Source organism: Portibacter marinus (genome assembly GCF_021533195.1).
GTDB classification, from domain to species: Bacteria; Bacteroidota; Bacteroidia; order Chitinophagales; family Saprospiraceae; genus Portibacter; species Portibacter marinus.
In genome coordinates, this window is record NZ_JAJNKB010000008.1 from 62123 (window position 1) to 88837 (window position 26715).

General features: G+C 38.7%; 21 protein-coding genes. 9 read left to right on the top strand and 12 right to left on the bottom strand.

Features of this window, described 5'->3' with window-relative positions:
- Positions 1 to 266 precede the first annotated feature (266 nt).
- Positions 267 to 1499, top strand: coding sequence for an APC family permease (locus L2567_RS16385; protein WP_235298890.1), 1233 nt, complete (start codon positions 267 to 269; stop codon positions 1497 to 1499).
- Here the strand turns inward: L2567_RS16385 and L2567_RS16390 are convergent.
- Positions 1496 to 2788, bottom strand: a complete 1293-nt coding sequence (locus L2567_RS16390) for an ATP-dependent DNA helicase (RefSeq protein WP_235298891.1) — start codon at positions 2786 to 2788, stop codon at positions 1496 to 1498. The two genes, L2567_RS16385 and L2567_RS16390, sit on opposite strands and share 4 nt — an antisense overlap.
- Entirely contained in the window at positions 2785 to 3819 is a 1035-nt protein-coding gene (locus L2567_RS16395) for an endonuclease/exonuclease/phosphatase family protein (RefSeq protein WP_235298892.1), read from the bottom strand. The genes L2567_RS16390 and L2567_RS16395 overlap by 4 nt, the downstream gene beginning before the upstream one ends.
- 108 nt (positions 3820 to 3927) lie before the next feature.
- Here L2567_RS16395 and L2567_RS16400 point away from each other — a divergent pair, with 108 nt between their 5' ends.
- From L2567_RS16400 to L2567_RS16410, 3 genes are read left to right on the top strand one after another with little or no spacing between them, the layout of a single operon-like run.
- Positions 3928 to 6660, top strand: a complete 2733-nt coding sequence (locus tag L2567_RS16400; protein WP_235298893.1) for a carboxypeptidase-like regulatory domain-containing protein — start codon at positions 3928 to 3930, stop codon at positions 6658 to 6660.
- A 4-nt stretch (positions 6661 to 6664) separates the two neighbouring features.
- Complete coding sequence (locus L2567_RS16405; protein ID WP_235298894.1) at positions 6665 to 7981, top strand: DUF5689 domain-containing protein; 1317 nt, start codon at positions 6665 to 6667, stop codon at positions 7979 to 7981.
- A complete protein-coding gene (locus tag L2567_RS16410; RefSeq protein WP_235298895.1) occupies positions 7981 to 8697 on the top strand; it encodes a tRNA1(Val) (adenine(37)-N6)-methyltransferase in 717 nt (238 codons plus the stop codon). The genes L2567_RS16405 and L2567_RS16410 overlap by 1 nt, the downstream gene beginning before the upstream one ends.
- A 7-nt stretch (positions 8698 to 8704) precedes the next feature.
- On the opposite strand, the gene L2567_RS16415 is transcribed toward L2567_RS16410, so the two are convergent.
- Genes L2567_RS16415 through L2567_RS16425 form a run of 3 tightly spaced genes read right to left on the bottom strand, consistent with a single transcriptional unit; the run spans position 8705 to position 11641 of the window.
- The gene (locus tag L2567_RS16415) at positions 8705 to 9853 is read right to left on the bottom strand and encodes an acyl-CoA dehydrogenase family protein (protein WP_235298896.1); all 1149 of its coding nucleotides are present in this window, start codon (positions 9851 to 9853) and stop codon (positions 8705 to 8707) included.
- 60 nt (positions 9854 to 9913) lie between these two features.
- Positions 9914 to 11194 (bottom strand): replication-associated recombination protein A, encoded by a 1281-nt coding sequence (locus tag L2567_RS16420; RefSeq protein ID WP_235298897.1) that lies wholly within the window; start codon positions 11192 to 11194, stop codon positions 9914 to 9916.
- A gap of 9 nt (positions 11195 to 11203) precedes the next feature.
- Complete coding sequence (locus tag L2567_RS16425; RefSeq protein ID WP_235298898.1) at positions 11204 to 11641, bottom strand: DUF2214 family protein; 438 nt, start codon at positions 11639 to 11641, stop codon at positions 11204 to 11206.
- A gap of 123 nt (positions 11642 to 11764) precedes the next feature.
- On the opposite strand from L2567_RS16425, the gene L2567_RS16430 reads away from it, so the two are divergent.
- A complete protein-coding gene (locus L2567_RS16430; protein ID WP_235298899.1) occupies positions 11765 to 12436 on the top strand; it encodes a DNA alkylation repair protein in 672 nt (223 codons plus the stop codon).
- A gap of 197 nt (positions 12437 to 12633) precedes the next feature.
- Here the strand turns inward: L2567_RS16430 and L2567_RS16435 are convergent, their stop codons facing one another.
- The 3 genes from L2567_RS16435 to L2567_RS21165 all read right to left on the bottom strand — a co-directional run bounded on the left by L2567_RS16435 (position 12634) and on the right by L2567_RS21165 (position 16732).
- Entirely contained in the window at positions 12634 to 12915 is a 282-nt protein-coding gene (locus L2567_RS16435; RefSeq protein WP_235298900.1) for a hypothetical protein, read from the bottom strand.
- A 75-nt stretch (positions 12916 to 12990) separates the two neighbouring features.
- Positions 12991 to 13731 carry a LytR/AlgR family response regulator transcription factor gene (locus L2567_RS16440; protein ID WP_235298901.1) on the bottom strand — a complete coding sequence of 247 codons (741 nt, stop codon included), beginning with the start codon at positions 13729 to 13731 and terminating at the stop codon, positions 12991 to 12993.
- The gene (locus tag L2567_RS21165) at positions 13724 to 16732 is read right to left on the bottom strand and encodes a sensor histidine kinase (RefSeq protein WP_235298902.1); all 3009 of its coding nucleotides are present in this window, start codon (positions 16730 to 16732) and stop codon (positions 13724 to 13726) included. The genes L2567_RS16440 and L2567_RS21165 overlap by 8 nt, the downstream gene beginning before the upstream one ends.
- Positions 16733 to 16915: 183 nt before the next feature.
- On the opposite strand from L2567_RS21165, the gene L2567_RS16450 reads away from it, so the two are divergent.
- Genes L2567_RS16450 through L2567_RS16465 form a run of 4 tightly spaced genes read left to right on the top strand, consistent with a single transcriptional unit; the run spans position 16916 to position 23419 of the window.
- Positions 16916 to 18256, top strand: coding sequence for a M24 family metallopeptidase (locus L2567_RS16450; RefSeq protein ID WP_235298903.1), 1341 nt, complete (start codon positions 16916 to 16918; stop codon positions 18254 to 18256).
- Between the two features lie 2 nt (positions 18257 to 18258).
- A complete protein-coding gene (locus L2567_RS16455; RefSeq protein WP_235298904.1) occupies positions 18259 to 20118 on the top strand; it encodes a DUF5060 domain-containing protein in 1860 nt (619 codons plus the stop codon).
- A gap of 44 nt (positions 20119 to 20162) precedes the next feature.
- Positions 20163 to 22490: a TonB-dependent receptor gene (locus L2567_RS16460; protein WP_235298905.1), complete on the top strand. Its 2328-nt coding sequence runs from the start codon at positions 20163 to 20165 to the stop codon at positions 22488 to 22490.
- Between the two features lie 35 nt (positions 22491 to 22525).
- Entirely contained in the window at positions 22526 to 23419 is an 894-nt protein-coding gene (locus L2567_RS16465) for a sugar phosphate isomerase/epimerase family protein (protein ID WP_235298906.1), read from the top strand.
- 6 nt (positions 23420 to 23425) lie between these two features.
- On the opposite strand, the gene L2567_RS16470 is transcribed toward L2567_RS16465, so the two are convergent.
- The 4 genes from L2567_RS16470 to L2567_RS16485 form a co-directional block, all read right to left on the bottom strand.
- Positions 23426 to 24457: an MBL fold metallo-hydrolase gene (locus L2567_RS16470; RefSeq protein WP_235298907.1), complete on the bottom strand. Its 1032-nt coding sequence runs from the start codon at positions 24455 to 24457 to the stop codon at positions 23426 to 23428.
- Positions 24457 to 25296: a winged helix-turn-helix domain-containing protein gene (locus tag L2567_RS16475; protein ID WP_235298908.1), complete on the bottom strand. Its 840-nt coding sequence runs from the start codon at positions 25294 to 25296 to the stop codon at positions 24457 to 24459. Before L2567_RS16475 ends, L2567_RS16470 begins: the two co-directional genes overlap by 1 nt.
- 102 nt (positions 25297 to 25398) lie before the next feature.
- Positions 25399 to 26217, bottom strand: coding sequence for an alpha/beta fold hydrolase (locus tag L2567_RS16480; RefSeq protein ID WP_235298909.1), 819 nt, complete (start codon positions 26215 to 26217; stop codon positions 25399 to 25401).
- Positions 26217 to 26636, bottom strand: a complete 420-nt coding sequence (locus tag L2567_RS16485) for a DUF1801 domain-containing protein (RefSeq protein WP_235298910.1) — start codon at positions 26634 to 26636, stop codon at positions 26217 to 26219. Before L2567_RS16485 ends, L2567_RS16480 begins: the two co-directional genes overlap by 1 nt.
- Positions 26637 to 26715 lie beyond the last annotated feature (79 nt).

Consider the following 26715-nt stretch of genomic DNA (forward strand, 5'->3'; position numbering starts at 1 on the left):
ATTTGACTTACAACGAAGCTCTGTACATAAGATAGAGCAAAAAAATGATTACCGCAGTCACCACAATAGACACAACGAAAAATTTTCTCTGCTCTTTTTTGTCTCTCAATTTCTTTCTTTGTTGCTTTCCTCTAGACATACCTTAAGAATTTGTAGCAATATAATAAACTGCTGTTATTAGATGAAATCTGTCTGGCAATAGTTTTTGCCTTTCGAACATCTCACGTAAAGTGATGGTCCGATTTTTATCAAAGCAAAAGAATGATATGGGTAAAAAGGAATTGAAAAAGTCGCTTGGCTTTTGGGACGTACTAATGTTTGGTGTAGGAGGTATCATAGGCGCAGGGATCTACGCCATCATAGGAAAGGCAGCAACTCATGGTGGAAATATGCTCTGGCTTAGTTTCGTCATTGCTTCATTGGTAGCATTGCTCACTGGTTTAAGTTACGCAGAATTTGTAAGCCGTTTTCCCGATGCCGGTGGGAGCTTTGAATATATCAAGCAAAGTTTTGGTAAGAAAACAGCGCTTTACATGTCCATTTTTATGACATTCACTGGTTTCGTAGCAGCTGCCGCGATTGCCATTAGCTTTGCAGAATATTTTAGCAGGCTTATAGAAACTCCCAGTTGGATCGTGGTCATTGGAGTTGTAGCCTTAATGGCTTTTTTTAATATTGTCGGCTCCAAGTACTCTTCTTACTTTAATATGTTCGCTACGATTGTTACGCTAGCTGGATTAATTTTGGTTATTGCTTTTTCAATTCCTGATATAGGAAGTAAGAACCTGCTGGAGATGAATTCGAAAGGTGTCAATGGCATCATCGCCGGAGCCGCCCTTATATTTTTCAGTTATATAGGCTTTGAAGACCTTGTCAAAATGGCAGAAGAAACCAAAAATCCCCGTGTTAATATGCCGTGGGCAATCATTTTGAGCGGTGTCATCGTTATGGTGTTTTATGTCTTAATTGCCATTTGCAGTGTAAGTACCTTGGGTTGGGAAGAACTTTCGAGTTCTAATGGTCCTTTGGCAGCAGTGATTGAGTCGCAGTGGGGGGCTATCGGAGCTACGATTTTAGTGATTGTAGCGCTCTTCGCGACCAGCAAAACAATACTTAGCAATATTCTGGGTACTTCAAGGTTGCTTTATGACGTGGCCAGAGATAGTGATATAAGTTGGCTAAAGAGATTTACCACGCTTTCCGGTATTGGTAATACGCCGAATTATGCCATCATTTCTATTAGTATCTTAGCAATTGGCTTTGGATTGATAGGGAATCTTGAAGTGGTTGCCAGCATGAGCAATATCTTCATTTTCATCGTCTTCGGAATGGTCAACCTGGGATTGATTCTATATAGAAGAGATCATCCGGAGGCAGAAACTCCGAAATTTAAGGTGCCACTAAATTTTAATAATGTATCTGTTCTTACCTTTCTGGCGCTCATTACTATCATCGTAATGTTCGTATACAATATCATCAATTTGATTAAAGGATACTAGCCCCGTTTCTTTTGTTGGTAGAAATCAACAATTTTCTCGTCAACGAAAATATCCCGAGGTCTGATCTTTCGCTTAAGCTGAATACCCTCCAGAGATCTGCATCTTGAAAGTGCAACGTAGGTTTGGCCATATTCGAAAGAACCTGTCCCTACATCAATAATCACATTGTCAAAAGTCTTGCCCTGGCTCTTGTGGATAGTAATCGCCCATGCCATCTTAAGAGGATACTGCTCAAAAGAGCCCACCACTTCAGATTTGATCTGGTTTTCTTCGTGACGATACTTTTGTATTTCCCAAACTAATTTTGGAACCTTGATTTCGGACTCCATGCCATCATCACCCACAATCTCAACAATTATTTCCTCGTGACTCAGTGCTTTGACTATTCCTAAAGTGCCATTTACAAATCTTTTTTCGGGATCGTTCTTCACAAACATAACTTGTGTTCCTTTTTTAAGCTTCAATGCCAATTCAGCCGGATAGGAAGAAGGTGGGAAGTTTCCTGACACACTGGCAAGGTAAGTATATTCTTCATCGAATAATTCAGACAGGTGTCTTATATTGATTTCATTAACAATGGCATTTCTGCTACTTAGGGTAATAATAAATTCATTTTCTTCTATTGATTCGGAATGTCTTTCATTTAAGTCCATAATGACATATTCATCAACCTCATTGGTACGAATACTATCTAAAATGTTAATAAAGTGCCTTTCATCTTGACGATATACTTCTTGTAGTTCTATCATTTCAAAATGGGCTTCATTGCGCCATACTAAGGCAGAAAAGAAATAAGGTGAATCATACCTTTCCACGAGATATTGAGCTTCCATTTTATTACCCACTACTGGAGGCAACTGAAATAAATCACCAAACAATATCATGCGAACCCCACCAAACGGAACATTTGTTCCTCGATTGACTCTTAGAAACCAGTCGATATTGTCCATCATGTCCGCTCTCACCATCGAGATTTCATCTATGATGATCACTTCGATATTTAAAAACATACGGTAGTTTTTGCGCCTTTGAATATCTTCTCTCATGAGCAATTTTGGAGGGAAACCGAAGAAAGAATGTATGGTTTGGCCACCTACATTCAGCGCAGCAATTCCAGTGGGTGCCAGGACTACATGTTTCTTACTTGTGGTTTTGGCGAATAATTGGAGTAAGGTGGATTTGCCTGTTCCCGCTCGTCCGGTAACAAATAAATGATCGCCGCCGTGCTCCATCAGATCAAGTGCCTCCTGATGTTCTGAACTTAAAGCCAAAGGTCCGGATCCAATCAATAGACAGTTTTTAGTAGATGAACATAAACAGCAAAATGATCCGAATAACCCGCGATGTAAGTGTCACCAGAAAATGTTCGAAAAGGATATCCTTTGTACTGACCAAAGGTCTGCACCAATTCATTTTTATTATGGATACCGGCTCTATAGTAAAAGAAACCTTCCTGCATGCGATCCAATAAGGTTTCACTTACAATAATTTGATCAAATAAAGACCAGGCGTCCCGATAAGCGTTAGAACCAATTCCTTTTTTATAAAACGCCCACATTGGATTATAAAATCCATTCTTTGGGGTATTAGAAACATGCTGTCTGGCCTTTAGTATACTTTTAAGACTTGGGCTTATAGGGTCGTCATTCAGATCGCCCATTATTAATATTTTGGCCTTGGGAGAAACTTGCTGTAGTGAATCACAAATTTCCTTGTTTAATTTAGCTGCCGCATTTCGTCCAGGCCTGGATTTCTTCTCGCCACCACTTCTCGACGGCCAATGGTTCACCAGTAAATGTATATCTTCACCATCCAAATTTCCGTGTACGTGAAGAACGTCTCTGGTGTAAACTCTTTCACCATCTCTCTGCAAATGCAGCGTATGATATTTGTAAGAAATGGGTTGAAATTTTTCTGCCTGATATAACAAAGCAACATCTATTCCCCTTTTATCGGGAGAGTCTTCATGAATGATTTTGTAATTTCTATCTTTTATTGCCTTCTGAAGGACCAAATCCTCCAGCACTCCACGATTTTCGACTTCTGAAACTCCTAAAATGGCTACTCCGTCATTATTTTCATCTGTCCCGAGGTCTTGAATGACATGTGATAAATGTTCTAACTTTTCATGATATTTTTCAAATGTCCAATTCTTCGAGCCCTCAGGTGTGAATTCCGAATCTCTTACCTCATCATCATCTTTGATATCAAATAAGTTCTCAAGATTATAAAAGCCAATCGTTGAAATCTTGTACTGTTTATCCTGCCCCATTGCGATGAAACAGTAAAAAAACAGCACTATGGTAATCATTTTCTTCATTGACGTCATTAAGTAAGATTTCACACTTGCGCAAAAATTACAATTTTCTTAATATGTAGTTCATAAAGTAATGTTAATTTTGCGCAACATTTATTAAATGCTGACCGGATGCATAGAATTCCTTTAATGCTTATTTTAGCTTTTCTTTCACACTTTTCAAGTATTGTTGGCCAATTTTCAGTTTCTGGCGTAGTACTAGATGAACAAAATAACCCACTACCTGGCGTAGCCATATACAGTATATCTGAAGACCTTATCAGTACTTCCAACGAAGATGGGAGGTTTGAATTAAATTTCCTATCCAACAACCCTCAGCAAATCAAATTTGCAGATTCCAATTTTGAAGAGCAAATACGAATCGTGGATGAAAATACAACTGATTTGGTTGTGGTGTTGCGATCTATTGCAGCCAGTTTAGAGGAAACCGACTTTCAGGTCATTACCTTATCGGACGATGAATTGGAGGTGGGAGGCAGCAGTCAGAATATCTCAAGTATTCTTCAAGCTTCAAATGACGTTTTTGTGAACAATACCGCGTTCCAGTTTAATGTTGCGCGATTTAATGCCCGAGGGCTGGGTGTTCATGATTCGAGGATGTTTCTTAACGGTATGCCGGTCAATGATCTTGACGATGGAAGAATCAATTGGAGCTATTGGGGAGGGTTAAATGATGTTCTGAGAAATCGACGTTCAAATTATGGATTAGGCAATATTGAATATTCCTTTGGAGATCTTGCTGGAACTCAGTCAATTGATCTTCGTGCCAGATACCAAAGGAAACAAATCAGACCTTCATTTGCGGTTTCCAATCGATCTTATAGAAACAGAGCCATGTTTACCTATTCTACAGGTCTAAAGGATAATAAATACGCATTGACAGTATCTGGCTCCCGAAGGTGGGGTAATGAGGGTTATATTGATGCTACTTTTTACGACGCCTGGTCGTATTTCCTGAGTTTCGATTATAAGATCAGTGAGACCCATGCTTTGAATTTTGTGGCACTCGGAGCACCCACAGAAAGGGGCAGAAGTGGAGCATCGGTGCAAGAGTTGTATGATCTAGCAGGTTCGAACTATTACAATTCCTACTGGGGTTATCAAAATGGTCAAAAGAGAAATTCGAGGGTCTATAATACTTTCCAACCTATTTTCATGTTGAGACATGATTATGAAAAAACGGATTTAAGAGTTTCAACTACGGTAGCTTACCAGACTGGAAGGTTTGGTTCTTCCAGATTGGATTGGTACAATACCTCAGACCCTCGACCAGATTACTATAGAAACCTACCTTCTTTTTATGAAGATAGTCCGGAAATTGCACAAAAAATTACCGAGCGATACCAAAATGAAGCAGAGCGCCAGATTGACTGGGATTATTTATATTTTATTAATAAGAATACAACCGAAGATTTTTTTGACGATGCCGGTAATCTTGTGGCCTCAGGTCATCGTGCAAGATATCTATTGGGTGAACAGAGGTTTGATGCGGATAAATTTACCTTCAATACAAACCTTAATTATAAATTCACCAATCAGTTATTAATTGATGGTGGAGCGATTTTCATCCAGGAAGACAATCATAATTTTCAGTCAGCATTAGACCTACTGGGAGCAGATTACTATATTGACATTGATCGATTTGCAGAAAGAGACTTTAAGCCAGACTCTGATGAGCTTCAAAACGATTTAAACAATCCGAACAAGATCGTCAGTGAAGGGGACATCTATGGATTTGATTACAACACATTGACCAGAAATGCTCGCCTATGGACACAAGTTGCTTATAAATCACCCAAATTGGATGCTTATATCGGAGGAGAAATTGGGCAAGCCAGCTTCTGGAGAGTTGGAAACATGCGAAATGGCAAGTTTCCCGATAATTCGTTCGGAAAGTCTGAAGTATCCGTCTTTTCGACCTTTGGAGTAAAAGGAGGTTTAAGTTATAAACTTAATGGTCGAAATTACATCAATCTAAGTTCGATGTATTTGACCAAGCCACCATTGACGCGATTTGCATTTGTATCACCACGAACGAGGCACGATGTCGCACCTAGTCTTGAAGTATCCAAGAATTTATCTTCTGAACTAACCTATCATCACCGATCTCCCGGAGCAAAGATCAAACTATCTGCATATTATTCCACACAGTTGGATATTACAGAGGTATCCAGCTTCTATCATGATGAGCTGAGAGGGTTTGTCAACTTTATTGTTTCAGATATCGATTACCGTCAAATGGGAATTGAAGCTGCAGCAGATATAAAGTTGTCAACAACGCTTTCTTTGGTAGGTGCAGCGGCCATTGGAGATTATCTATATACCTCACGACCTTCTGCCACCATATCTCAGGATAATAACGCGGAGTTATTAGAAGTGGATCAAACCATCTATACTAATAACTTTTTTATTCACAGTACCCCCCAGAATGCTTATACTTTAGGTTTAAAGTACAATTCTCCCAGATACTGGTTTCTCAATTTGAATTTTAATTACTTCGATAAGATGTACCTCTCCTTTAATCCTACCAGGCGAACGCAAAATGCAGTAGCGGAATTGATTAAAGAAGAAAATATCGAATTGTGGCAGGACATATTGTATCAGGAGAAATTACCTGCCAATTATACGGCGGACCTTTTTGGTGGAAAATCATGGAAAATCGGGCAACGATTTATTTACCTGACGGTAGGGATCAACAATATCTTAAACAACACAAATTTTATTACTGGTGGTTATGAGCAGAATCGATTTGATTTTGAAAATCTGGATGTTGACCGCTTTCCTCCACGTTACTTTTACGCATACGGTACGAACTATTTTATTGGATTAAGTTTTAGATTATAATAGAATGAAGAACATCATATTTCTTTTGTCAATTGCTTTGCTAGCTGGATGTGTTGATCATACTTTCGATGAACCGCCGGGCTTTACCCTTGAGGTAGTAGATGCAAATGCGAATATAGGAGACTTATTGGATCAATGGCAGCCGGGTAATTTTGTTCAGATTACTGACGAGTTGACCTTTAGTGGTAGGGTAGTGGCCAATGATGAGTCGGGAAATTTCTATAAACAATTAGTAGTGGAGGATGAAACAGGAGGTATTCAGATCAGATTGGATGCTATAGGATTGTTCAATGAATTTCCCATCGGTAGAGAGGTATTCATCAAGTGTCGAAATCTCTTCATCAGTGACTACCAGGGCCTGCCCCAATTAAGTGCGGCAGAAGGATCAGGCAGTAACATACAATCTATTGCTGTACCTGAGCCGCTGATATCTGAACACGTGTTTAACACTACCTTTACGGAGAACGTGGAACCCCATTCGCTGTCAATTACTGAAGTTTCTCCTGAAGACCTGAATACCTTCGTAAAATTTGATAACGTGCAATTCACCGCAGGTTCAGTGGCCAAACCTTTAGCAGATACAGAAAATCAATTTTCATTAAATCACGATATAGAAGACTGTAGTGAAAATGAAATCTTGCTGCGTACAAGCAGCTTTGCTTCCTTTGCAGACCAATTCACACCTGCCGGCAATGGTTCGATTCAGGGAATACTGAGTGTATTCAGAGGTGATTACCAATTGTTATTGCGCGATTATTCAGGAATTAGCATGGATGGAGAAAGATGTGACGGGGGAGGAGAGAACAACAATAATTCTGGCGACCCTGTCAATACTGTTTCAGAGGATTTTCAAATGCAGCAAGATAATCAAGACATCAAGATTGAAAACTGGTCTAACATTGCAGTGAAGGGCACAAGAAAATGGAGAGCTAAGGAATTTGACGGTAATGTGTACGCCCAGGCAACAGCATACAATGATAACAGTGAAGAGATGGTAGCGTGGCTCATCACCCCAAAAATTAAGTTTGATGCTCCGATGGTTATGGAATTAAGGACCGCTGTAGCCTTCTATGTACATAGCGGGTTGAGTGTTTGGTATTCCAAAGACTTTGACGGAGAAAATGTGCAGTCCGCTTCATGGACTGAACTTTCTCTGACCATCGCGGGATCAGGTCAGGATAATTACGACTGGGTAGATTCAGGGGAGATAGACCTGTTTTCTATTGAAGGTGAGGCCTACATAGGATTTAAGTATGAAGGGAACCCTGCAAATGGAACGACCAGTTTTATCATTGATGATGTTAAAATTGTCGATAAGTAATGCCTGAAACCCTCTTTAGATTTAAGAAATTTGAGGTAAAGCAGGAAGATTGCGCCATGAAGATCAATACAGATGGTGTTTTGCTTGGTGCCTGGGTAGATGTAGATCATAAATCGAACATTCTGGATATTGGAAGCGGTTCAGGAGTAATAGCCATGATGCTCGCTCAAAGAACACATGATGCACTAATAACTGGTGTTGAAATTGATCAGAAATCGTTTGAGGAGGCCAGGCACAATATGAATGCAAGTCCATGGGCAGAAAGACTTCGCGTTTGCTGCACTTCTATTCAGAATTTTTCTGAAGTTGACCAAAGTAGTCAGTATGATTTAATAGTATCTAATCCCCCTTTCTTTTCAGGTGGAACACTATCAGCAACGCAGGAAAAAACAGACGTAAGACACACGACTAAACTCTCACATTCTGACCTGTTGAGATCATCTTTCAGTTTATTAAATGATGAAGGGTGTTTTTCCGTGATATTACCCTACTTAGAAGGGCTTAGGTTTATTGAACTTGCTGAACAGTATCGATTGCATTGTGGCAGGATTACTGAAGTAAGGTCTTTTCCTGATCAACCTATCGAAAGACTGCTATTGACCTTTAAAAAGCATAAAACCACATGGCAAAAAAGTACTTTAGCGATCAGAATAGAACCAAAGATCTTTAGTGAAGAATATAAAAAATTGACCAAAGATTTTTACTTGAAGTTTTAACTCCACCTCATAAATCTCCTTTCAGAACCTCACGTGATATGACCAGTTTTTGAATTTCGCTGGTACCTTCTCCTATTGTACATAGCTTAGAATCTCTATAATACTTTTCTACTGGATATTCCTTGGTGTATCCATAGCCTCCAAACACCTGAACGGCATCAGTTGCAATTTCTACACAGATTTCCGAAGCGTAATATTTGGCCATCGCCGAAATTTTAGTCACTTTTTCTTTAGCATTCTTGAGATCAGCAGCTTGTCTGATGAGTAATTCAGCAGCTTGAATTTTCGTAGCCATGTCTGCAAGTTTAAATGCAATGGCCTGAAATTTTGAAATAGGTTGACCAAATTGCTCCCGCTCCTTCGAATAATTGACTGCGGCTTCATATGCGCCTTTAGCAATTCCTAGCGACAAAGCAGCAATACTAATTCTCCCACCATCCAAAATACCCATGGCTTGCTTAAATCCTTTACCTACTTGCCCAATGACCTGAGATTTATGTACTCTACAGTTCTCGAAAATCATTTCAGCAGTCTCTGAAGCACGCATTCCCAACTTATTTTCCTTTTTTCCTGCTTTAAATCCTTCAGTACCTCTTTCTACTACAAATGCAGTAATGCCGTCACTATCCAACAGTTCTCCGGTTCTTGCTAATACCACTGCAACGTCACCTGAGATGCCATGAGTAATCCAGTTTTTAGCTCCATTTATGATATAGAAGTCGCCATCCCGCTCTGCGACTGTTTTCATCCGCATCGCATCAGAACCCGTATTGGCCTCCGTTAAACCCCAGGCACCCAGGAATTCACCTGTGGCCAATTTGGGAAGATATTTAGATTTCAATTCCTCGCTTCCATAGTATAAAATATGGCCGGTGCACAATGAATTATGAGCAGCAACAGACAGCCCAATGGAACCACATACTTTGGAAATCTCTACAATGATATTGACATATTCGTGATACCCCAATCCAGCACCACCGTATTTCTCAGGAACAAAAACTCCTAAAAATCCAAACCTTCCTGCCTCCTTCATCAATTCCTTGGGAAAGTATTGAGCTTCGTCCCACTCCATCACATGAGGGCCTATATGCTGTACCGCGAATTCTCTGGCACTTTCCGTGATCATCTGTAGATCCTCTAACATTAATTCTTGCATACTCCTTATTTCTCGATCAAATTTAATAAGAATAACAGCATAACCTAAAGCTTGTTTATATTAGAAATCATATTTATCCTTCCACAAAGATTTTAAGCGTTCTGCAATTCTATTTTCTGAAGCATTTTCCCCTGGTTTGTAAAAGTTGTAATGCTCCAAACTTTCAGGTAGGAATTCGGTGGCAATGAAGTTTTTCTCATAGCTGTGGGCATATTTGTAGTCTTGACCATATCCGATAGATTTCATCAATGTTGTCGGCGCATTGCGAAGACTCAATGGTATAGAAAGATCACCACTTTTCCTGACTTCGGACTGGGCATTTTTGATGGCTTCATAGGTCGAGTTGCTCTTAGGGGATGCTGCCAAATAAACTGCCGTTTGGCTCATAATAATCCGCGCCTCTGGAAGACCTACAGCCTGGATGGCCTGAAAACAGGAAGTTGCCATCAACAGTGCATTGGGATTAGCTAGCCCGATGTCCTCACTTGCGGAAATCATCATTCGACGACCGATAAATTTGATATCTTCTCCACCTTCAATCATTCTGGCCAGGTAGTACACTGTCGCATTGGGGTCGCTGCCTCTGATCGATTTAATAAAGGCTGAAATAATATCATAGTGCTGTTCTCCGCCCTTGTCATATCTTGCAAGGTTGTTTTGCACTGCATTCGCTACGACATCGTCTGTGATGATAATATTTTCATTTTTCTGGAACTGATCGATGCTTAATTCAAGTGCATTCAAAAGTTTTCTGGCGTCTCCTCCTGAAATTCTAAGTAGTGCGTCAAAAGATTCGATCTTGACGTCCTTGCTCTTTATAAATTCGTCTTTTGCAAGCGCTTCAGTAACGATCAACTTTAATTCCTCTTGACTCAGAGGTTCCAGTATGTAAACTTGTGACCGGCTGATAAGCGCGGGTATGACTTCGAATGAAGGATTTTCAGTGGTTGCTCCTATCAAGGTGACGATTCCTTTTTCCACAGCGTTAAGCAAAGCATCTTGTTGAGATTTTGAAAATCTGTGGATTTCGTCAATAAATAAAATGGGGTTGGGATTACCGAAGAATTGTTGCTTTTTAGCCTTTTCAATGGTTTCACGAATGTCTTTCACCCCAGAATTAATGGCACTCAAAGCATGAAATGGTCGCTCTAATGAATGGGCAATTATATTGGCCAATGTGGTCTTTCCGGTCCCAGGTGGACCCCATAGTATCATGGATGGAACTCTACCCGATTCTACTGACTTTCTTAAAACGCCGTTTTTCCCTACTAAATGATTCTGACCGATGTATTGATCCAAATTTTTCGGCCGCATTCTTTCAGCTAGGGGAATATTATACATTTTCCTTTTCTAAAAAGAAATTCCACGAGCCATTAGAACAGCTAGAAATGGAATAATAAACAAAAGCAAAATCTCAATTCGTAAATACATAAATATGCGCTTGGGCACGACCACAATCTCATCGGGATCTCCTTTTCTATTCTTAATAAAGAATATAGTGGGAAATATTGAAAGTATACCCAGTACTATAAATAAAGTAAATTTAGTGTGCATTACTGGATTGGTGGTATAGAACTCTGCACCTTTACCTACCCCAAACCACATCGTCAGCCCTGTAATCACGATCAAAATAGCAGCAACACCATAGATTGCATCAAGGATTGATAATTTCTTGATCACTCGCCTTGGAAGTTCCTTTGCAAGAAGCATATGTTCAGAGACCAGGGCACCTGCTACTGTTATGATAGATATGAAGTGTAAATATCGAATCAATAGTTCTAAAGTCATTTTTCAGTTTTATAAATACAAAGTTAGTTTTGAAAACTTAAAAGTGCAAAATAAAACCAAGCACTATGATATCTTTATGAAATTTATTCTAACAGTTTGCCTAGGTCAATTTTATATGAGCCAATGAATGCCGAAGATTTCAGTAGCATAGAGCGTTTATTTATAGAAAATCAAAACTTGAAGAAAGCTGAGAAAATGGCTGACTATATGAAAGGACATTTTCAATTTTTAGGTATCTCTGCTCCAGAACGCAAGGAATTGCTGAGAGAAGTTTTTCAGGGATTTAACTGGAATCGTAAGGAATTATTAGAATTTGCACAGCATTCCTGGGGATCTCAATACAGAGAATTGCAATATGCGGGCTTGGATTACTTAATGAAGTACCGTAAAAAGCTAATTATAGAGGATATTAAATTTCTGGAAATTTTAGTAAAAACCAATTCATGGTGGGATACAGTAGATGGATTGGCAGTTCATCCCATAGGTCACCTGTTAATCAAAGATAAAACGACAAAAAAGAAGTTTATTACTAAATGGTCAGATTCGACAAATATGTGGCTGCGTAGAACGGCTATCATCGCTCAATTGAAATATAAAGAAGAAGTAGACAGGGAGCTTATGGAAATGGCGATATTAAAAGCCAATGGCACAAAGGAATTTTTTCTGAATAAAGCCATCGGGTGGATGTTAAGAGAGTTCTCTAAGACTGATCCAGAATATGTTCAGGTATTTTGCGAGCAAAATGAATTGAGTAATTTAAGCGAACGAGAAGCCTTGCGACTAGTAAAAAAATAGGAAGTACTTGGTAAATTCAATACTTCCTATTAAAAAAATCTCACTACGTTACTTTTTTGGTTTTAAAGATGCAGTCACGTGTCTCGGGGGAAATTGGTTGAGCCACGCGACTGCTATTCGGGAAAACTGCTTTCTAATTGGTTTCCTGTGTTATGCAGATTTAATATAAGTTTTCCATAAAATATTAACATGCCCTGTTAGATTTTTTGAAAAACATTAAAAAAATCTCCATCGTCCAATAGGTCATGTACCAAATCAAACATTGAATCTTCATTGATTTCGTCCACCACTAATGAACTGGGTAGATATAGATAATTCAAAGAAGCATTGGCCTCTCTTCCGTTTCTTAGTTGCTCTAACAATACATCGATCTTATGAATCCTTGCAATAAAAGATTCCTTCTCTTCATTTTGAATCACAATATCTGCGGAGTTCAGATTATGATCGAAATTGATAATTTGTATAGAACTTACAGTCATGCTTCTAAGTTAATGAAAGCAACTGCACCCTTTTATCGATATTTGACTAACGGTAGGGTTGAGAGTATCATCGGCTTAAATTTTTGCCAATTGCTCTAAAAAGTCTTGTTTCCTCCTTCTGGCAATGGGAACAACAGAATTGTCGTCCATCGTGATGGTGCCTTCTTTAAGATACTTTTTGATTTTTGATAGATTAATGATGTGTGATTTATGAACGGCGTAAAAGCCAAAGGGTTCCAGTAGCTTTAGAAATTCACCGATATTGTAGGAGCTGATAATGTTTCTGCCCTGACTGCTAACGACTTTTGTACACTTTTGTAAGCCTTCACATCTTATGATTTCATCAAGTCTTAAGAACTCATAGCCTTGCATGGTGGGGATGCCTATCTTCTTATTGGTATTGCTATGGATGAGATTCTCAAGTAGTTGTCTGTTTCTCTCCTTGGATTTCTTTTGATTTATTTTTTCTTGAGCATTATTGACTGCTAATCTTAAATCATCATCATCCACCGGTTTCATGACATACCCAATGGCACTAAACTGAATAGCTTGTATCGCATAATTTTGATATCCGGTTACAAAGATGATCTCGAAGTCCAGATTTGTCGATGCCCTTAATACATCAAATCCGGACTTGACAGGCATTTCTATGTCTAAGAAAACCAAATCTATCTCATTGCCTGACAGAAAGTTGACTGCTTCTTCGGGATCATTGATCTTCTTAACTATTCTGATATTGAAGTTGAGTTCTTTAATCTTTATAGAGAGTACTTCGGCAGCTTTTCTTTCATCATCTATGATTACGGCATCAATCATTGCTTTTGAACATTTTAGGGATGGTTATAATCACCTCTGTTCCAAGGGAGTAACCTTCTTTTGATTTCAAATCTTTATAAATGATGTTGCTGTCCATATTCTTTTCAGACTTTAAAAGTTTCAGCCTTTCCTCGATTATCTCAGTTGCTCTCGAAATATGCTTTTTAAGTGAATTTTTCTTTATCTGAGCAGCTTTTTCTCGACCTATTCCATTGTCCCTAATAATGATCTTAATATTTTGACCATCTGGAACAGCAATGATTTCTAAGAGTCCTTTGCCACTTCTTTTGTGATACAGACCATGATTGATAGCATTTTCAACGAATGGCTGCAGAAGCATTGAAGGCAACACCAAATTATTGTGATCTAATCTATCGTCAAGATTAAAAGTATAATCAAACTTATCTTCAAATCTCAACTTTTCCAACATTAGATAGAGCTCAAGAAGTTTTTGCTCTTCAGCAAAACTGATGAATTTGGCTTTCGAAGACTCGAGAAACATTCTCATTAATTTAGCAAATTTAGTTAGATATTTTTCTGCTTTCTTTTTCTCATTGGTCTGTAGATATAATAAAATGGCTCCAAGTGAATTGAAGATAAAGTGGGGATTCATTTGAGACCTTAAAGCTTGTAACTCTAGTTCTGCCATTTTCACTTCATTTTCTCTTCTTTCCTTTTCAATTTTTTTGTTGAAATCAATAATTCTGTTAGCGATGATATAGCTAATGAATCCGATGATCAGAACGATAGCCATACCGAGCAAAAGTCCTTTGTAATTTCTTTTTGACTGCACAGTAAAAACAAGTTCCTGATCGTTGACCAAATGATTCGACGGAAGTAATTTTAACTCCATTTGCTTAAAATTCGGACTTTCTATGATCACTTTATCTTGCCTAACCTCATACGATAAGTCTCTAGGTGTGGTGATCACCCTCACGGCAGGATTATCTTCACGTGTGTACTTATAGAAGTCATTGACATGGACTGTAAATTCAAGCATTTCAGCATCCGCGGGCACTTTGAATGCAGAATTGCTTACTTTTTGAATGACAGTCTCTCCATCCTTAATATAGGTGATTTGAGGGACATTGAGAACTGCAGACTCAGGTGAATACAATACTTTTTCAGGTATGACTTCGACTACACCGTTAATGGTACCGTATAACATTCTACCATTACTAAGAACAATGGAGGCATTGGTGTTTAACTCGTAGGAAGGCAATCCGTCATATTCTCTGAAATACCTTACATATCGGTAGTCTGGGTCTAATATATTTAATCCGTTTCCTGTACCTACCCAAAAAAAGCCTTTATCATCTTCAAGTACACTATAAACCTGATTACTGGATAAGCCCCTCTGTTCATTGACCTCCATTATGACATTGAGAGAACTATCTATAAAAACTATGCCCTTACCTATGGTACATACAGCAAACCCTTGACTGGTTTTAGCAATGGTTTGTACCTGTACATCAGGCACGATCGTTTTAAAGGTTTGATCTGTTATATGATATTGAAGTAATCGTTTAGAGGTTGCAATCAATAATTCTTCTTCATTCAAATAAATAAATTTCCGAGTCCTCTCACCGGCCAGATGGAGAATGGTATCTTGTACTAGCCTGGTTGCAGTATTGAGTTGAAAGAGATATGAATTATTGGTAAGGCTTGAACTTACCGTTATGATTTCCTTGTCACTTCTCTCAAAATACATAACGGGATAATCAAAATCATATTGAAAGATTGTCTCCTTCTTATAGTTATATTGATACAATACACCTTTCCGATCATCCGTATATCCACTAATCCATAAATGGCCATCCAGAGCATCATACTTGACATTGAGATTATTAAGCAATTTTGAAGAGATGGGAAGGGATTCTGGTTGCCGTTCTCCTGTAAACTTAAAAATGCCTTTATTTTCTTTGACATAATATACATCACCTTCTGGTACCTGCGCGAAGGACATTATGACATTTCCAAAACCTCTGTTAGTCGAAGCATTTTGATGATAACTATTAATACCAGGGTTCTTTAGTTCAATATAAAAGACTCCTAAATGAGAGCCTAAAAGCAATTTGTCTTCAATATCTTCAAGGTAAATATCGGTATAGGTATCATTAATCAAAACCAGTTCATTCCATTCCTGGATGGAATCTCCTTCCATTACTCCTGGTAATTCAGAATGTAAAAAGGATTTTGAAAGGGCGATAAATATTTTCCCATTCCTGTCCTTTTCTGCAAAAGCTAGCTTTTCATTCTCTGTTAAGGTAGTCAAAATTCCGTCTTTGTACCTGAAGGTGCCATTCCTTCGCGGAAAAGAGAAAAGTAAGTCATCAGGACTTAGATATTCTGAAGTAGGTGTGCTATTGATTTCCCTAAAACGATCAGGAAGAGAATGCGAAATTTGCTTTTTACCTTTGATTTCGAAAAGCTCGTCTTTTTCGGTCATGAGCAGATACCCACCAGGTACTTTAAGTATGTTCAGCACTTCGTTGTCGGAACGAAATTGGAACTCATCGGATTTAGCAAAATCTGAATAGTTGGTCGATTCATAAACCAGATATCGATCACTGATCCTAAAGTATAGGTATAGTTTTTTATCGATAAAATTCACATCAAAGATCTGATGGTCATTCATACTGGGTATATTCAACTCAAGGGGAAATATCGCTTTGGCTTCTGTATCAACGATAAAAATTTCGGACGAGTGAGAAATAAGCAGAATCCTATTGTCAGCTATGCAATTAAAATATTTCGGCTGATCAACAGTATGGGGTATCTGACCACTGACATATCTACCATCAAATTGTTGGATTACTGAATTTTCAAGAAACCAGAATAAACCACTGCTGTCTCTATCGATTCGATTAACTTGACGATCTTTCAAGTAGCTATCTACGCTGATGTTTGCGTAAAAAGTTATGGGAGACTGGCATCGACCAGTCTCCCATAGTATCAAATTAAAAATTGCTATTAAGATTAATATGATGTGCTTACTCACCATAAATTTTCACCACATTCTATATTAAAGAATGGAATTTTGGGGCTATGGTGAATACAATTAAACATTATAAATATACGATATCTGTTTTTAGCTAGATTAAAGTTTTGATCTTAGGTTGAATATAAAGAATTTAAGGTCTTATATAAGAATGAAAGGTTTTTAAATATATTTACCGGTCGTATGAAAAAGATAATTATTCTATTAATTCTGACTTCCTCCATTTGGGCTGAAGCTCAAATGCCCGTAATCTTTGATGAAAAAGAGAGAGCGAGGATTATCGACGAGATTTTGGAGGAGAGATTTGAAAAGGTCTTGCCTGAACTGATGCGTAAACATGATATTCAGATGTGGATTGTAATTTCGCGAGAATATAATGAAGATCCACTCTTAAAGACTATGCTTCCATCTACATGGTTGTCTGCCAGGAGGCGAACCATTTTGATGTTTTACGATCCCGGTAAAGGTCAGGAAATTGAGAAGATTGCCATAGCGCGCTATGATGTAGGAAGCTTGCTAAAAGGAAGCTGGGATAAGAATGTAAATCCTGACCAGTGGGATGCTTTAATTAAAATAATAGAAGATCGAAATCCCAAAAACATAGGATTAAATATCTCTGGGGATTTTGGGTTATCTGATGGCTTGGTTTATACGGAGTACCAACAGTTTATGGCAGCACTGCCAGAACAATACCATCAGAAAGTCATTTCAGCCGAACCATTGGCCATCAGCTGGCTTGAAACCAGGTCTGACAAAGAATTGGAGATCTATCCAATGATTTGTAGAATAGGTCACGAAATCATTAATGAAGGTCTTTCCGAAAAAGTGATACACCCGGGTTTGACAGCTACGGAGGATGTAGTGTGGTGGTTGAGAGATCGAGTGCGTGAGCTAGGGTTAGATACCTGGTTTCATCCGACTGTCTCTCTGCAAAGGGCAGATCCGGAGAATTTTGACCATCTAAGAACATTTTCTAAACGACCTGAGAGACAGATTATCGAAGAAGGAGATTTATTGCATGTGGATTTTGGGATCACCTACTTAAGATTGAGTACTGATCAGCAACAACATTTTTATGTTTTAAAGAAGAACGAAAAGCAGGTTCCACAATTTCTTGTTCAAGCGTTTGACCGTAGCAACCGTTTACAAGATATCCTGACCTCTAATTTTAAGGAAGGGAGAACAGGAAACGAAATTTTAGAACTCAGTCTTGAACAAGCCAAGAAGGAAGGACTAAACGCCAGTATATATACCCATCCAATAGGTCTGCATGGACACGCTGCGGGACCTACTATTGGGATGTGGGATCAACAACAAGGTGTTCCCGGTCGGGGAGATTATCCGTTGTACAATAACACTGCATATAGTATCGAGCTCAATACTTCTACAGAAATACCTGAATGGAATAAAGTCATCAGAATCATGCTGGAAGAGGATGGCTATTTTAGTGACGGTGCCTTTTATTACATCGATGGCAGACAGAAAGAGATCCAAACCATACCTAGAAAACCCAGTCAATATTAGCTATGAAAGTTTGGGTGCTCTTTATTTTGATGCCACTATCATTGTGGTCTCAGCAGGATTGGCAGCGGGAAGCCGTTGAAACAAAAGGCCAGTCCTTTGTCAGAAACGATAGCGCTCATATCGCTGTTCAAAATAAAAATGATCTGATCGGAGGGAGTGAGGTTAATGCCATACCTGTATTTCAAAAGAATCACAAAGTAGAACTTGACTTTATAGGGCCACACATGTCAGAAATGGGTAATCAGAACCCTTTCACCGATGTTGAACTTATCGTAAATTTTATTCATCCCGAAAAGACTTACGCTATCAGAGGTTTTTTTGCCGCTGACGGGAATGCTGCTGAAAGCGGCGCAGATTCCGGAAATGTATGGAGCGTAAGATTTTCACCTGATCTCATTGGAGATTGGACCTATAGTGCTCATTTGGATGGCAAACCAATAGGCGCTGGAGCTTTTAAGGTTGTGCAATCTGATAAAGAACTACCTGATTTTAGAGCTATCGGTAAATTGAAGGTAGAGAATGGCTATTTTAAGGGCGATCGTTCTTTTTGGATGAAAATGGGGACCAATAGCCCAGAGAATTTGTTAGCCTACGTAGATTTTGACAATACTTATAGGATGGTGGCAGAAGCCAGGGAAGGTGAAGCGGCACCTCCAAATGAGGTACACCGTTATCAGTTGCATCAGGATGATTGGCAAGAAGGTGATCCAAGCTGGAGAAACGGGAAAGGCAAAGCTTTGATTGGTGGAATGAATTATCTGGCTTCCAGAGGTATGAATGCTGTTTATTTCTTGACATTGAACATAAATGGCGATGGTAAAGACGTTTGGCCATACCGCGATCCTACCAATTTCTTGCGTTTCGATGTGAGTAAGATGGCACAATGGGAAATCTTACTCGACCATATGGAAAAATTAGGCATAGCCTTACATATTGTATTGCAGGAAACCGAAAATGAATTGTTATTGGACAATGGAGATACAGGTCCACAGCGAAGACTATATTTGGAGGAATTGATTTCCAGGTTCGGTCATCATAATGGAATTATTTGGAATTTAGGAGAAGAGAATGGTGACAACCCCTGGGCTGGAAAGGGTCAAAACACTGCTCAACGTAAGGAGATGATACGCTTCATTTCAGAAAATGATCCCTATGACCATCCCTTAATCATCCATACGCTTCCCAATGAACCCATAAGAGGAGATGTATTGAATGAATTGCTGGATGAAAAGCAGTTAGATGGTATTTCACTTCAGGTTAATCATCGAAAGCAAGCTCCTGAAGTATTGATGGAATGGCATGATAAATCTAAAGCAGCCGGCAAAAAGTGGCTGATTTCGATGGATGAAATTGGTGAGTGGCATACTGGCGCCTTGACAGATGATGAAGATCCGGGGCATCTAACATTGAGAAGATATGTTTTATGGGGCACATTGCTTTCTGGAGCCGCAGGAGTAGAATGGTACTTTGGCGCAAGAAGCTCAACCAATGATTTGGGAACAGAAGATTGGAAGAATAGAAATCAATTATGGGAACTTAGCAACAATGCCAGGGCTTTTTTCGAAGAACATCTGCCATATTGGGATATGGTCCCTGATCATTCGAGCATTCAGTTAGATAGTGCATATTGCCTTTCAAAGCCAGGTGAAATTTATGCTGTCTATACTCCTGAAGCTTCAAATGTCAAAATAGATCTTTCTAAACATTTAGATAACTTCTCAGTGGGATGGTATGATGTATTAAAAGGAGGCAGTCTTCTACAAGGATCCAAGGAAGTGATTAAAGGAGGAGGCCTCATACAAATAGGAATGCCGCCGTACAATTCAAATCGTGATTGGGTCATTCTAATAAAAAGGGAGTGATCGACAGACAATTGCTTCGGAAGGCTGAATAAACATTTATTTGGATGCAGAAATTAGGGGAGTTTAGCTTTATACTTTTAATGATGTTTTATGGTAACCTGACAGCGCAGGAATGTGATTTAAGTCTTCAGGGTAAAGTGTCTGACCATGAAACGGAAGAGGGCTTGGCATATGTCAATGTATACATTGTGGAAACAGGAGGAGGTAGCACAAGTGATGAGCAGGGCTTCTATGAACTGAACGGTTTGTGTGAAGGAAGCTACCACATTGTTTTTAGTCATATCGGATGCATGCCGGAACAGAAATACATTGAATTGAAATCTGATGATACTTTAAACATTGAACTAGAGCATACCTCTAAACTTCTAGAAGGAGTGGTAGTTACCGGTCATCATATTCCGACCGGAACTCAGAATACACAAACCATCAGTTCTCAGACCATTTCAGACCGTGCTGACGAAAATCTTTCTGATCTATTGGAAGACATCTCTGGGGTAACGACTTTGAAAACGGGTGCAGGAATTTCCAAACCTATTATTCATGGGCTATATGGCAACAGAATTACGATTTTGAATAATGGTATTGTGCAAAGTGGCCAACAATGGGGCAATGATCACAGTCCTGAAATTGACCCTCTAGTTGCAAATCGAATTTCAGTCGTTAAAGGTGTAGGAGCACTTGAGTATCCCGGGTCTAATCTCGGCGGTATTGTGAAGGTAGAACCCGAGGATATTGACAATGAGCCACATCTTCATGGAGTCGGGACCTATGTATTTAACAGTAATGGGCGTGGACATTCCACAAACTTACAACTACAAAAGGCCTCTAAAATCGTGGACTGGAAAGTCACAGGGACTTTTAAAAGAAGTGGAGACAAGAAGTCTCCTGACTACTTTTTAACCAATACAGGAATGCGTGAGGCCAATTTTGCAGTGCAATTGGAGAAGTCATTTTCGGAAGTTTTATCTTCGAATTTATATTTCAGTAGTTTTAATGCAAAGATCGGCGTTCTTAGAGGAAGTCATATTGGAAATCTAACCGATTTACAGGCAGCATTTAACAGAGACATTCCCTTTTTTACAGAAAATGAATTCAGTTATGATATTGATGCTCCCAAACAAGATGTTAATCATCAGCTTTTAAAATCAACAACTAAATACTTCTTTTCAGACAACCGATGGATAACCATAGATGCAGCCTTTCAATATAATAGTAGAAAGGAATTTGATGTAAGGAGAAGTGGAAGAAGCGATATACCCGCGTTAAGTCTTCAGCAGTGGAACGCCTTTTCTGGTGTAACATATGCACAAGAATTTCAAAATTTTTCTTCGCTCAAAGCAGGATTACAGTCAAATATCACCAATAATACAAATAATCCTGAGACTGGAGTTTTGCCCTTGATACCGGATTATCTCAGTAATGAATTTGGTTTATTCACCCTTTTTAACAAAGATTACAAAGCCGCTCTTTTTGAGTTGGGTATAAGGTATGATTTCATTTATCAAAATGTTCCGACTATTTCCAGAACTCCACCTATCGAAATCATTAGGTTTGAAAATGATTTTCATAATATCAGTGGCTCTTTGGGATGGAAACAGGTATGGAACAGTTTATTTGAATCAGCCCTGAATGTAGGATATGCCATGCGCAATCCTGCCATCAATGAGTTGTATAGCAATGGACTTCATCAGGGCGTGAGCGGAATAGAAGAAGGTGATCCTACACTTAACACTGAACGTTCACAGAAAGCAAGCTTTTCTTTCCAGTATAACGATGATAGAATATTCGCATTCGAAGCTTTGGCTTATTACCAGCAAATCAATGATTACATTTTCTTAAAGCCAGATGACGAAATTAGATTGACCATCAGGGGTGCATTTCCAGTATTTACCTATGCACAAACCAATGCAGAAATTTATGGTGTGGATCTCTCCGGTCAAATGAAAATAGCAGAACGTTGGCAAATAAAGAGTACGTATAGTTTTGTACGTGGGAATGACAGGTCTCAGAATCAACCACTAATCTATATACCACCTGCTAATCTAAGTGTACGTCTTAATCAAAAAGTAATTGAAGATCAGGTTCTTTTCAATAGGAGATTTGAAAATATAGAGATAGGATCAGAGTTGAAGTATGTTTGGCAACAATCTCGATTTCCAGAGGAAATTGACTTCCTTCCACCTCCAGATAGCTATTATTTAATAGGTTTTAATATGTCAACTGAATTACAATTTTCCGGTTATCGAATTCGCTTTTTTAGCAGGGTCGATAACTTGCTAGATGTAAGCTATCGCAACTACCTCAATCGTCTCAGATACTTTGCAGACGATACCGGCATTAATTTTTCTGCAGGGGTTAGTGTCAAATTTTAGCTTTATATTGAGTCGTACTACACAAATAAAATTTCATGAAGAGAAGAACATTCATTGAAAATACTGGATTAATATCCGCAGCAACATTTTTAGGCTTGCCATACATTGACCTGAAGAAATCGTCTACTTATAAGCTAGGCTATCAATTGTATTCTATCCGCGATAAAATGGCTACAAATCCGATTGATACCATCAAGGCACTAAAGGGCTTTGGTTATGAAGACTTTGAGGTCTATGGATACGATAATAAAAGCAATACCATTTATGGATTTAAACCTTCAGAGTTTAAATCTATTTTAAGCGACTTAGAATTGACAATCAGCAGCGGACACTACGCTTTCGCGCCCTACCTTGAAGCCTCAGCGTCTGAGTTAAAAAAGCTGGTAGATCAATACATAGTGGCAGCAAAAGAATTGGAGAGCAGATATATTACTTGGCCATTTATGGCACCTGAGCAGCGAAGTCTCGAAACCTATAAAAAACTACCTGAACTGCTGAATAGGATAGGGGAGCGGGTCAAAGCCGCTGGACTTGAATTTGCGTACCACAACCATGGTTTCGAGTTTGAAGATCATGAAGGTGAAAATGCTTTTGACATTTTGATTCGTCATACAGATCCTGAATTGGTAAAATTGCAGATGGATATGTATTGGGTCATGCATGCCGGAACCACAACTCCTAAGAAATTGGTGGATGAGCAACCGGGCAGATATGTGATGTGGCACATAAAGGATATGGATGCTGCAAGCAGAGACTATACTGAACTTGGCAATGGATCGATCAACTACCATAATGTACTCCCTGATCCTCAAAAGTCAGGATTAGAATTTTATTACATTGAGCAAGGAGGCAATTACGCAAAGGATTCACTCAAAAGTGCGGCGTTCAGCGCAAAGTACTTTATAGATCAATTGCAGCACAAACTTTAGATCTCTTTATCGGGATGTGATGTGTTCTATTCCCGGTGTCATGTCGAAATAGAAATTTTCAATACCCACTGAATCGCAAGCAGTTTGTAATTCCTGAACGGGGTCAAACATTGACTCATGTGTCAAAGGGAAAGTACCCCAATGTATGGCCAGGCTTTCTCCTGGATCTAAATCACGATGAGTTTGTAATCCTTGCTGAGGATCCATATGAACATGAAGCATAAAAAATCTGGGCACATAAGCTCCTATCGGTATCAATGCTAAATCAAACGGTCCATACTTTTTCTTAGCTTCAGTGAAGTGAGCGCCATAAGCTGTATCGCCAGCAAAATATGTGCTCGCACTCCCTTTGATAACATATCCACCCCAAAGGGTTTTTCTGGGGCTGAAGGCTCTATTAGACCAATGAATGGCTTCCGTAAACACAATTTCCACTCCCTTAATCGAATGCTTTTGATCCCAGTCTAATTCAATGACATTGTTCAACTTGAAGCGCTTTAAAAAATTTTTCAATCCTAGTCCAACGTACATAACCGGATTATCTCTGTCTCTCAACCTCTTCAAAGTTTTGACATCCAGGTGGTCATAATGATCATGACTGATTAAGACCGCGTCTATTCTGGGCAATAGCTCAAAAGTTATGGCTGGATTTCTATATCTCTTTGGTCCTGCCCATTCGAATGGACTGGCTCGCTGACTGTAGACAGGGTCTGTAAGTATATTGACCCCATCTATTTGTATTAAAACCGTCGCATGGTTGATGTAAAAATACCTGATGCTGCCCGTTTGGTTAAAATCAGAAATTTCTTCCGTGACAAGACTTTTAGCATTTTGAAAGTTCCATTCCCCTTTTTGATGTTTACGGTTGTACTTCATCAATTTCCAGAAATTTCCCATTCCGGGACCATCAGGATTAAAAAATCGTCTTCCATCAAAATGGTCCGACACTTCTCCTTCATAAGTAGGAACGCGCATGGTTGCGCATGAAATTGCGAGAATGGCAATAAAGAAAATTAAAATCAAAAATGAGTGTGACATTAAGTAACGATTAGTTTGTATCCGATTCCATGAATATTCTTGATTTCAACAAGCGGATCACTACTTAGTTTTTTTCTTAGCTTGGAAATAAACATGTCCAGACTTCTTCCGACTACAATGCCGTCTTCTTCCCAGACTTGTTTTTGCAGTTCCTCTCTCTCCACGACTTCATTAATATGCTCACTAAGTACTTTGAGGATTTTACTTTCTTTATAAGTCAATGATTGCTCAAGGTCATTAGATCTAAGTACTTGACCCTCATAGTCGAAAGTATATGAACCAAATCTAATTTTGTCATCTTCTTCGGATTCATGAAATGCCTCATCTTTATTCTTGCGGAGTTGCCAGATAATGATGAAGCCGAGAAATGGTAAAGCAATTAAATACCAATAGGATTGCAAAGTATTGATTCTTTCTCTTTCGTGAAAGGCGATTTCAATGCTATAATTGTCTTCGTTTTGTTCTCTACCGCTACAAGAAGCTAGTTCTCTATCGTTGTTAGTGGATCCAAAGTATGAAAATATCAATTCGTTGCTTTTAGTCGAATGCACCTTGACCAGATAATCTAAATGACTGTTTTCCTTAATTTCCCTGTCTATAATGCGGATCACAGAATCGGACAAAAATGAAAAGCGATGATCAAATTCCAACAAATACTTTCGATCCCCAAGTTCTTTAATGGGTTGTAGACTAGATGTAGAATCCCGGGCATATCTCATCATCTCATGACCTACTTTTCTTACCAGTATGATTTCCTTATCTTTCTGTATTGCAGGCACTTTCTTTTGACAAGCAGCCACATTGAGAAAAAGCAATATCCAGATCATCATTCTATTCATACTGCAAATTTAACGCAATACCTCTAATTCAGTACTGAATAAATCATGTTTTACATCTATTTACAATTGTTTGAATTTAAAATTGGAAGCATTATTATACAATTACCTAGTGAAATTTAATATCCTTAGAGCTACATGCTTAGGTCTTTCTAGAGGAACATGATGTCCGGCGTCCTTTACATTTTCAAAAGTAGCATCAGATTGTAGTTGCTTCCATTTTCCCCAATTTTTACCATTGATGACATCACTTTTCTCGCCTCGGATACAAAGGGATTCGTGAGAAATGTCTTTAAAAAGTTTATATGGATTTTCAATGGTGCAATAGATTTTCGATTCCCAATATTTCGAGTAAGTCAATCTGTATGTACCATGGTCATCTGGTGAAAGCCCATGTTTCACATAAGCTCTTAAGGTCTCATCCGACCAATGCTTGAAAACCCTTTTTCGTCGAAACAAATCATAGGCTTCCTCTTTAGAAGTCCATTTATGTCGGCGCTTCAGTGCAACTCTTGATGGCGGTACCAGGTGCTTTGCTAAAAAATACGGGGTAATATTGAGGATCGGAAAGAACATTGGATTGACACAAGGAGGTTCAATAATGACCAGTTTGGAAAATAAATCTGGACGTTGAATAGCAGCCATCATTGTAACTGTTGATCCCAACGAGTGACCGACTCCGATCACGTTCTTCCACTTCATTTCATCAAAGGACCTAATCAGGTCATCTCTCAACACATCCCAGTTATGTAAGTGATCAGGTTTTGATTGCTTATGAAAAGGGCGAAAGAGTATACTATAGACAGAAAAATGCTGCTTTAGCATTTCGATTAACTCTATGTATGTGCCGGGGTGAAATGAATTAGCGTGCGCCAAATGGAGAATCGGACCCTTACCTCCCCAGAAAATCATGTTATTATCCATTAATCGGGATACTTCTTGTTCATTTCATTAAAGGAGTGAGCTATAATTTTGTTTAGTATATCCAGGTTGACATCGTCTAATTTTTTGATGTATAGACATGATTTTCCAGTTTTATGCTTTCCCAATTCTTGAAGCAGCAATTTGTATTCAGGGAACCCGGACATGATGTAGTATGTCATACTATTTTTTCTGGGTGAAAAGCCTGATTTAAAGAAATTTCCTTCCCTACCGGATTCATATTTGTAATGATATTCACCGAAACCTATAATGGAACCTCCCCACATTTTCGCTGGTAAACCGGTTATTTGTTCATACATGTCCAGTGACTTTAAAGCATCTATTCTACGTTGCTCTTGTTCAAGATCATTGATAAATTCTTTGACTGATGCTTCATTCGGTTGGGTCTTATTTTTAGACATAATCCTTACTTATAGTAATTACCATTGATCCTAAAGTTAGTAAATTTTTGAATGAAATAAGTAGTGATCTATGTCAATT

Excerpts from the sequence above, each read along its gene's own strand:
- L2567_RS16385 (WP_235298890.1), top strand. The coding sequence starts at position 267 with ATGGGTAAAAAGGAATTGAAAAAGTCGCTTGGCTTTTGGGACGTACTA.
- L2567_RS16395 (WP_235298892.1), bottom strand. The coding sequence starts at position 3,819 with ATGAAGAAAATGATTACCATAGTGCTGTTTTTTTACTGTTTCATCGCA.
- L2567_RS16400 (WP_235298893.1), top strand. The coding sequence starts at position 3,928 with ATGCATAGAATTCCTTTAATGCTTATTTTAGCTTTTCTTTCACACTTT.
- L2567_RS16405 (WP_235298894.1), top strand. The coding sequence starts at position 6,665 with ATGAAGAACATCATATTTCTTTTGTCAATTGCTTTGCTAGCTGGATGT.
- L2567_RS16410 (WP_235298895.1), top strand. The coding sequence starts at position 7,981 with ATGCCTGAAACCCTCTTTAGATTTAAGAAATTTGAGGTAAAGCAGGAA.
- L2567_RS16415 (WP_235298896.1), bottom strand. The coding sequence starts at position 9,853 with ATGCAAGAATTAATGTTAGAGGATCTACAGATGATCACGGAAAGTGCC.
- L2567_RS16420 (WP_235298897.1), bottom strand. The coding sequence starts at position 11,194 with ATGTATAATATTCCCCTAGCTGAAAGAATGCGGCCGAAAAATTTGGAT.
- L2567_RS16425 (WP_235298898.1), bottom strand. The coding sequence starts at position 11,641 with ATGACTTTAGAACTATTGATTCGATATTTACACTTCATATCTATCATA.
- L2567_RS16430 (WP_235298899.1), top strand. The coding sequence starts at position 11,765 with ATGAATGCCGAAGATTTCAGTAGCATAGAGCGTTTATTTATAGAAAAT.
- L2567_RS16435 (WP_235298900.1), bottom strand. The coding sequence starts at position 12,915 with ATGACTGTAAGTTCTATACAAATTATCAATTTCGATCATAATCTGAAC.
- L2567_RS16440 (WP_235298901.1), bottom strand. The coding sequence starts at position 13,731 with ATGATTGATGCCGTAATCATAGATGATGAAAGAAAAGCTGCCGAAGTA.
- L2567_RS16450 (WP_235298903.1), top strand. The coding sequence starts at position 16,916 with ATGAAAAAGATAATTATTCTATTAATTCTGACTTCCTCCATTTGGGCT.
- L2567_RS16455 (WP_235298904.1), top strand. The coding sequence starts at position 18,259 with ATGAAAGTTTGGGTGCTCTTTATTTTGATGCCACTATCATTGTGGTCT.
- L2567_RS16460 (WP_235298905.1), top strand. The coding sequence starts at position 20,163 with ATGCAGAAATTAGGGGAGTTTAGCTTTATACTTTTAATGATGTTTTAT.
- L2567_RS16465 (WP_235298906.1), top strand. The coding sequence starts at position 22,526 with ATGAAGAGAAGAACATTCATTGAAAATACTGGATTAATATCCGCAGCA.
- L2567_RS16470 (WP_235298907.1), bottom strand. The coding sequence starts at position 24,457 with ATGTCACACTCATTTTTGATTTTAATTTTCTTTATTGCCATTCTCGCA.
- L2567_RS16475 (WP_235298908.1), bottom strand. The coding sequence starts at position 25,296 with ATGAATAGAATGATGATCTGGATATTGCTTTTTCTCAATGTGGCTGCT.
- L2567_RS16480 (WP_235298909.1), bottom strand. The coding sequence starts at position 26,217 with ATGGATAATAACATGATTTTCTGGGGAGGTAAGGGTCCGATTCTCCAT.
- L2567_RS16485 (WP_235298910.1), bottom strand. The coding sequence starts at position 26,636 with ATGTCTAAAAATAAGACCCAACCGAATGAAGCATCAGTCAAAGAATTT.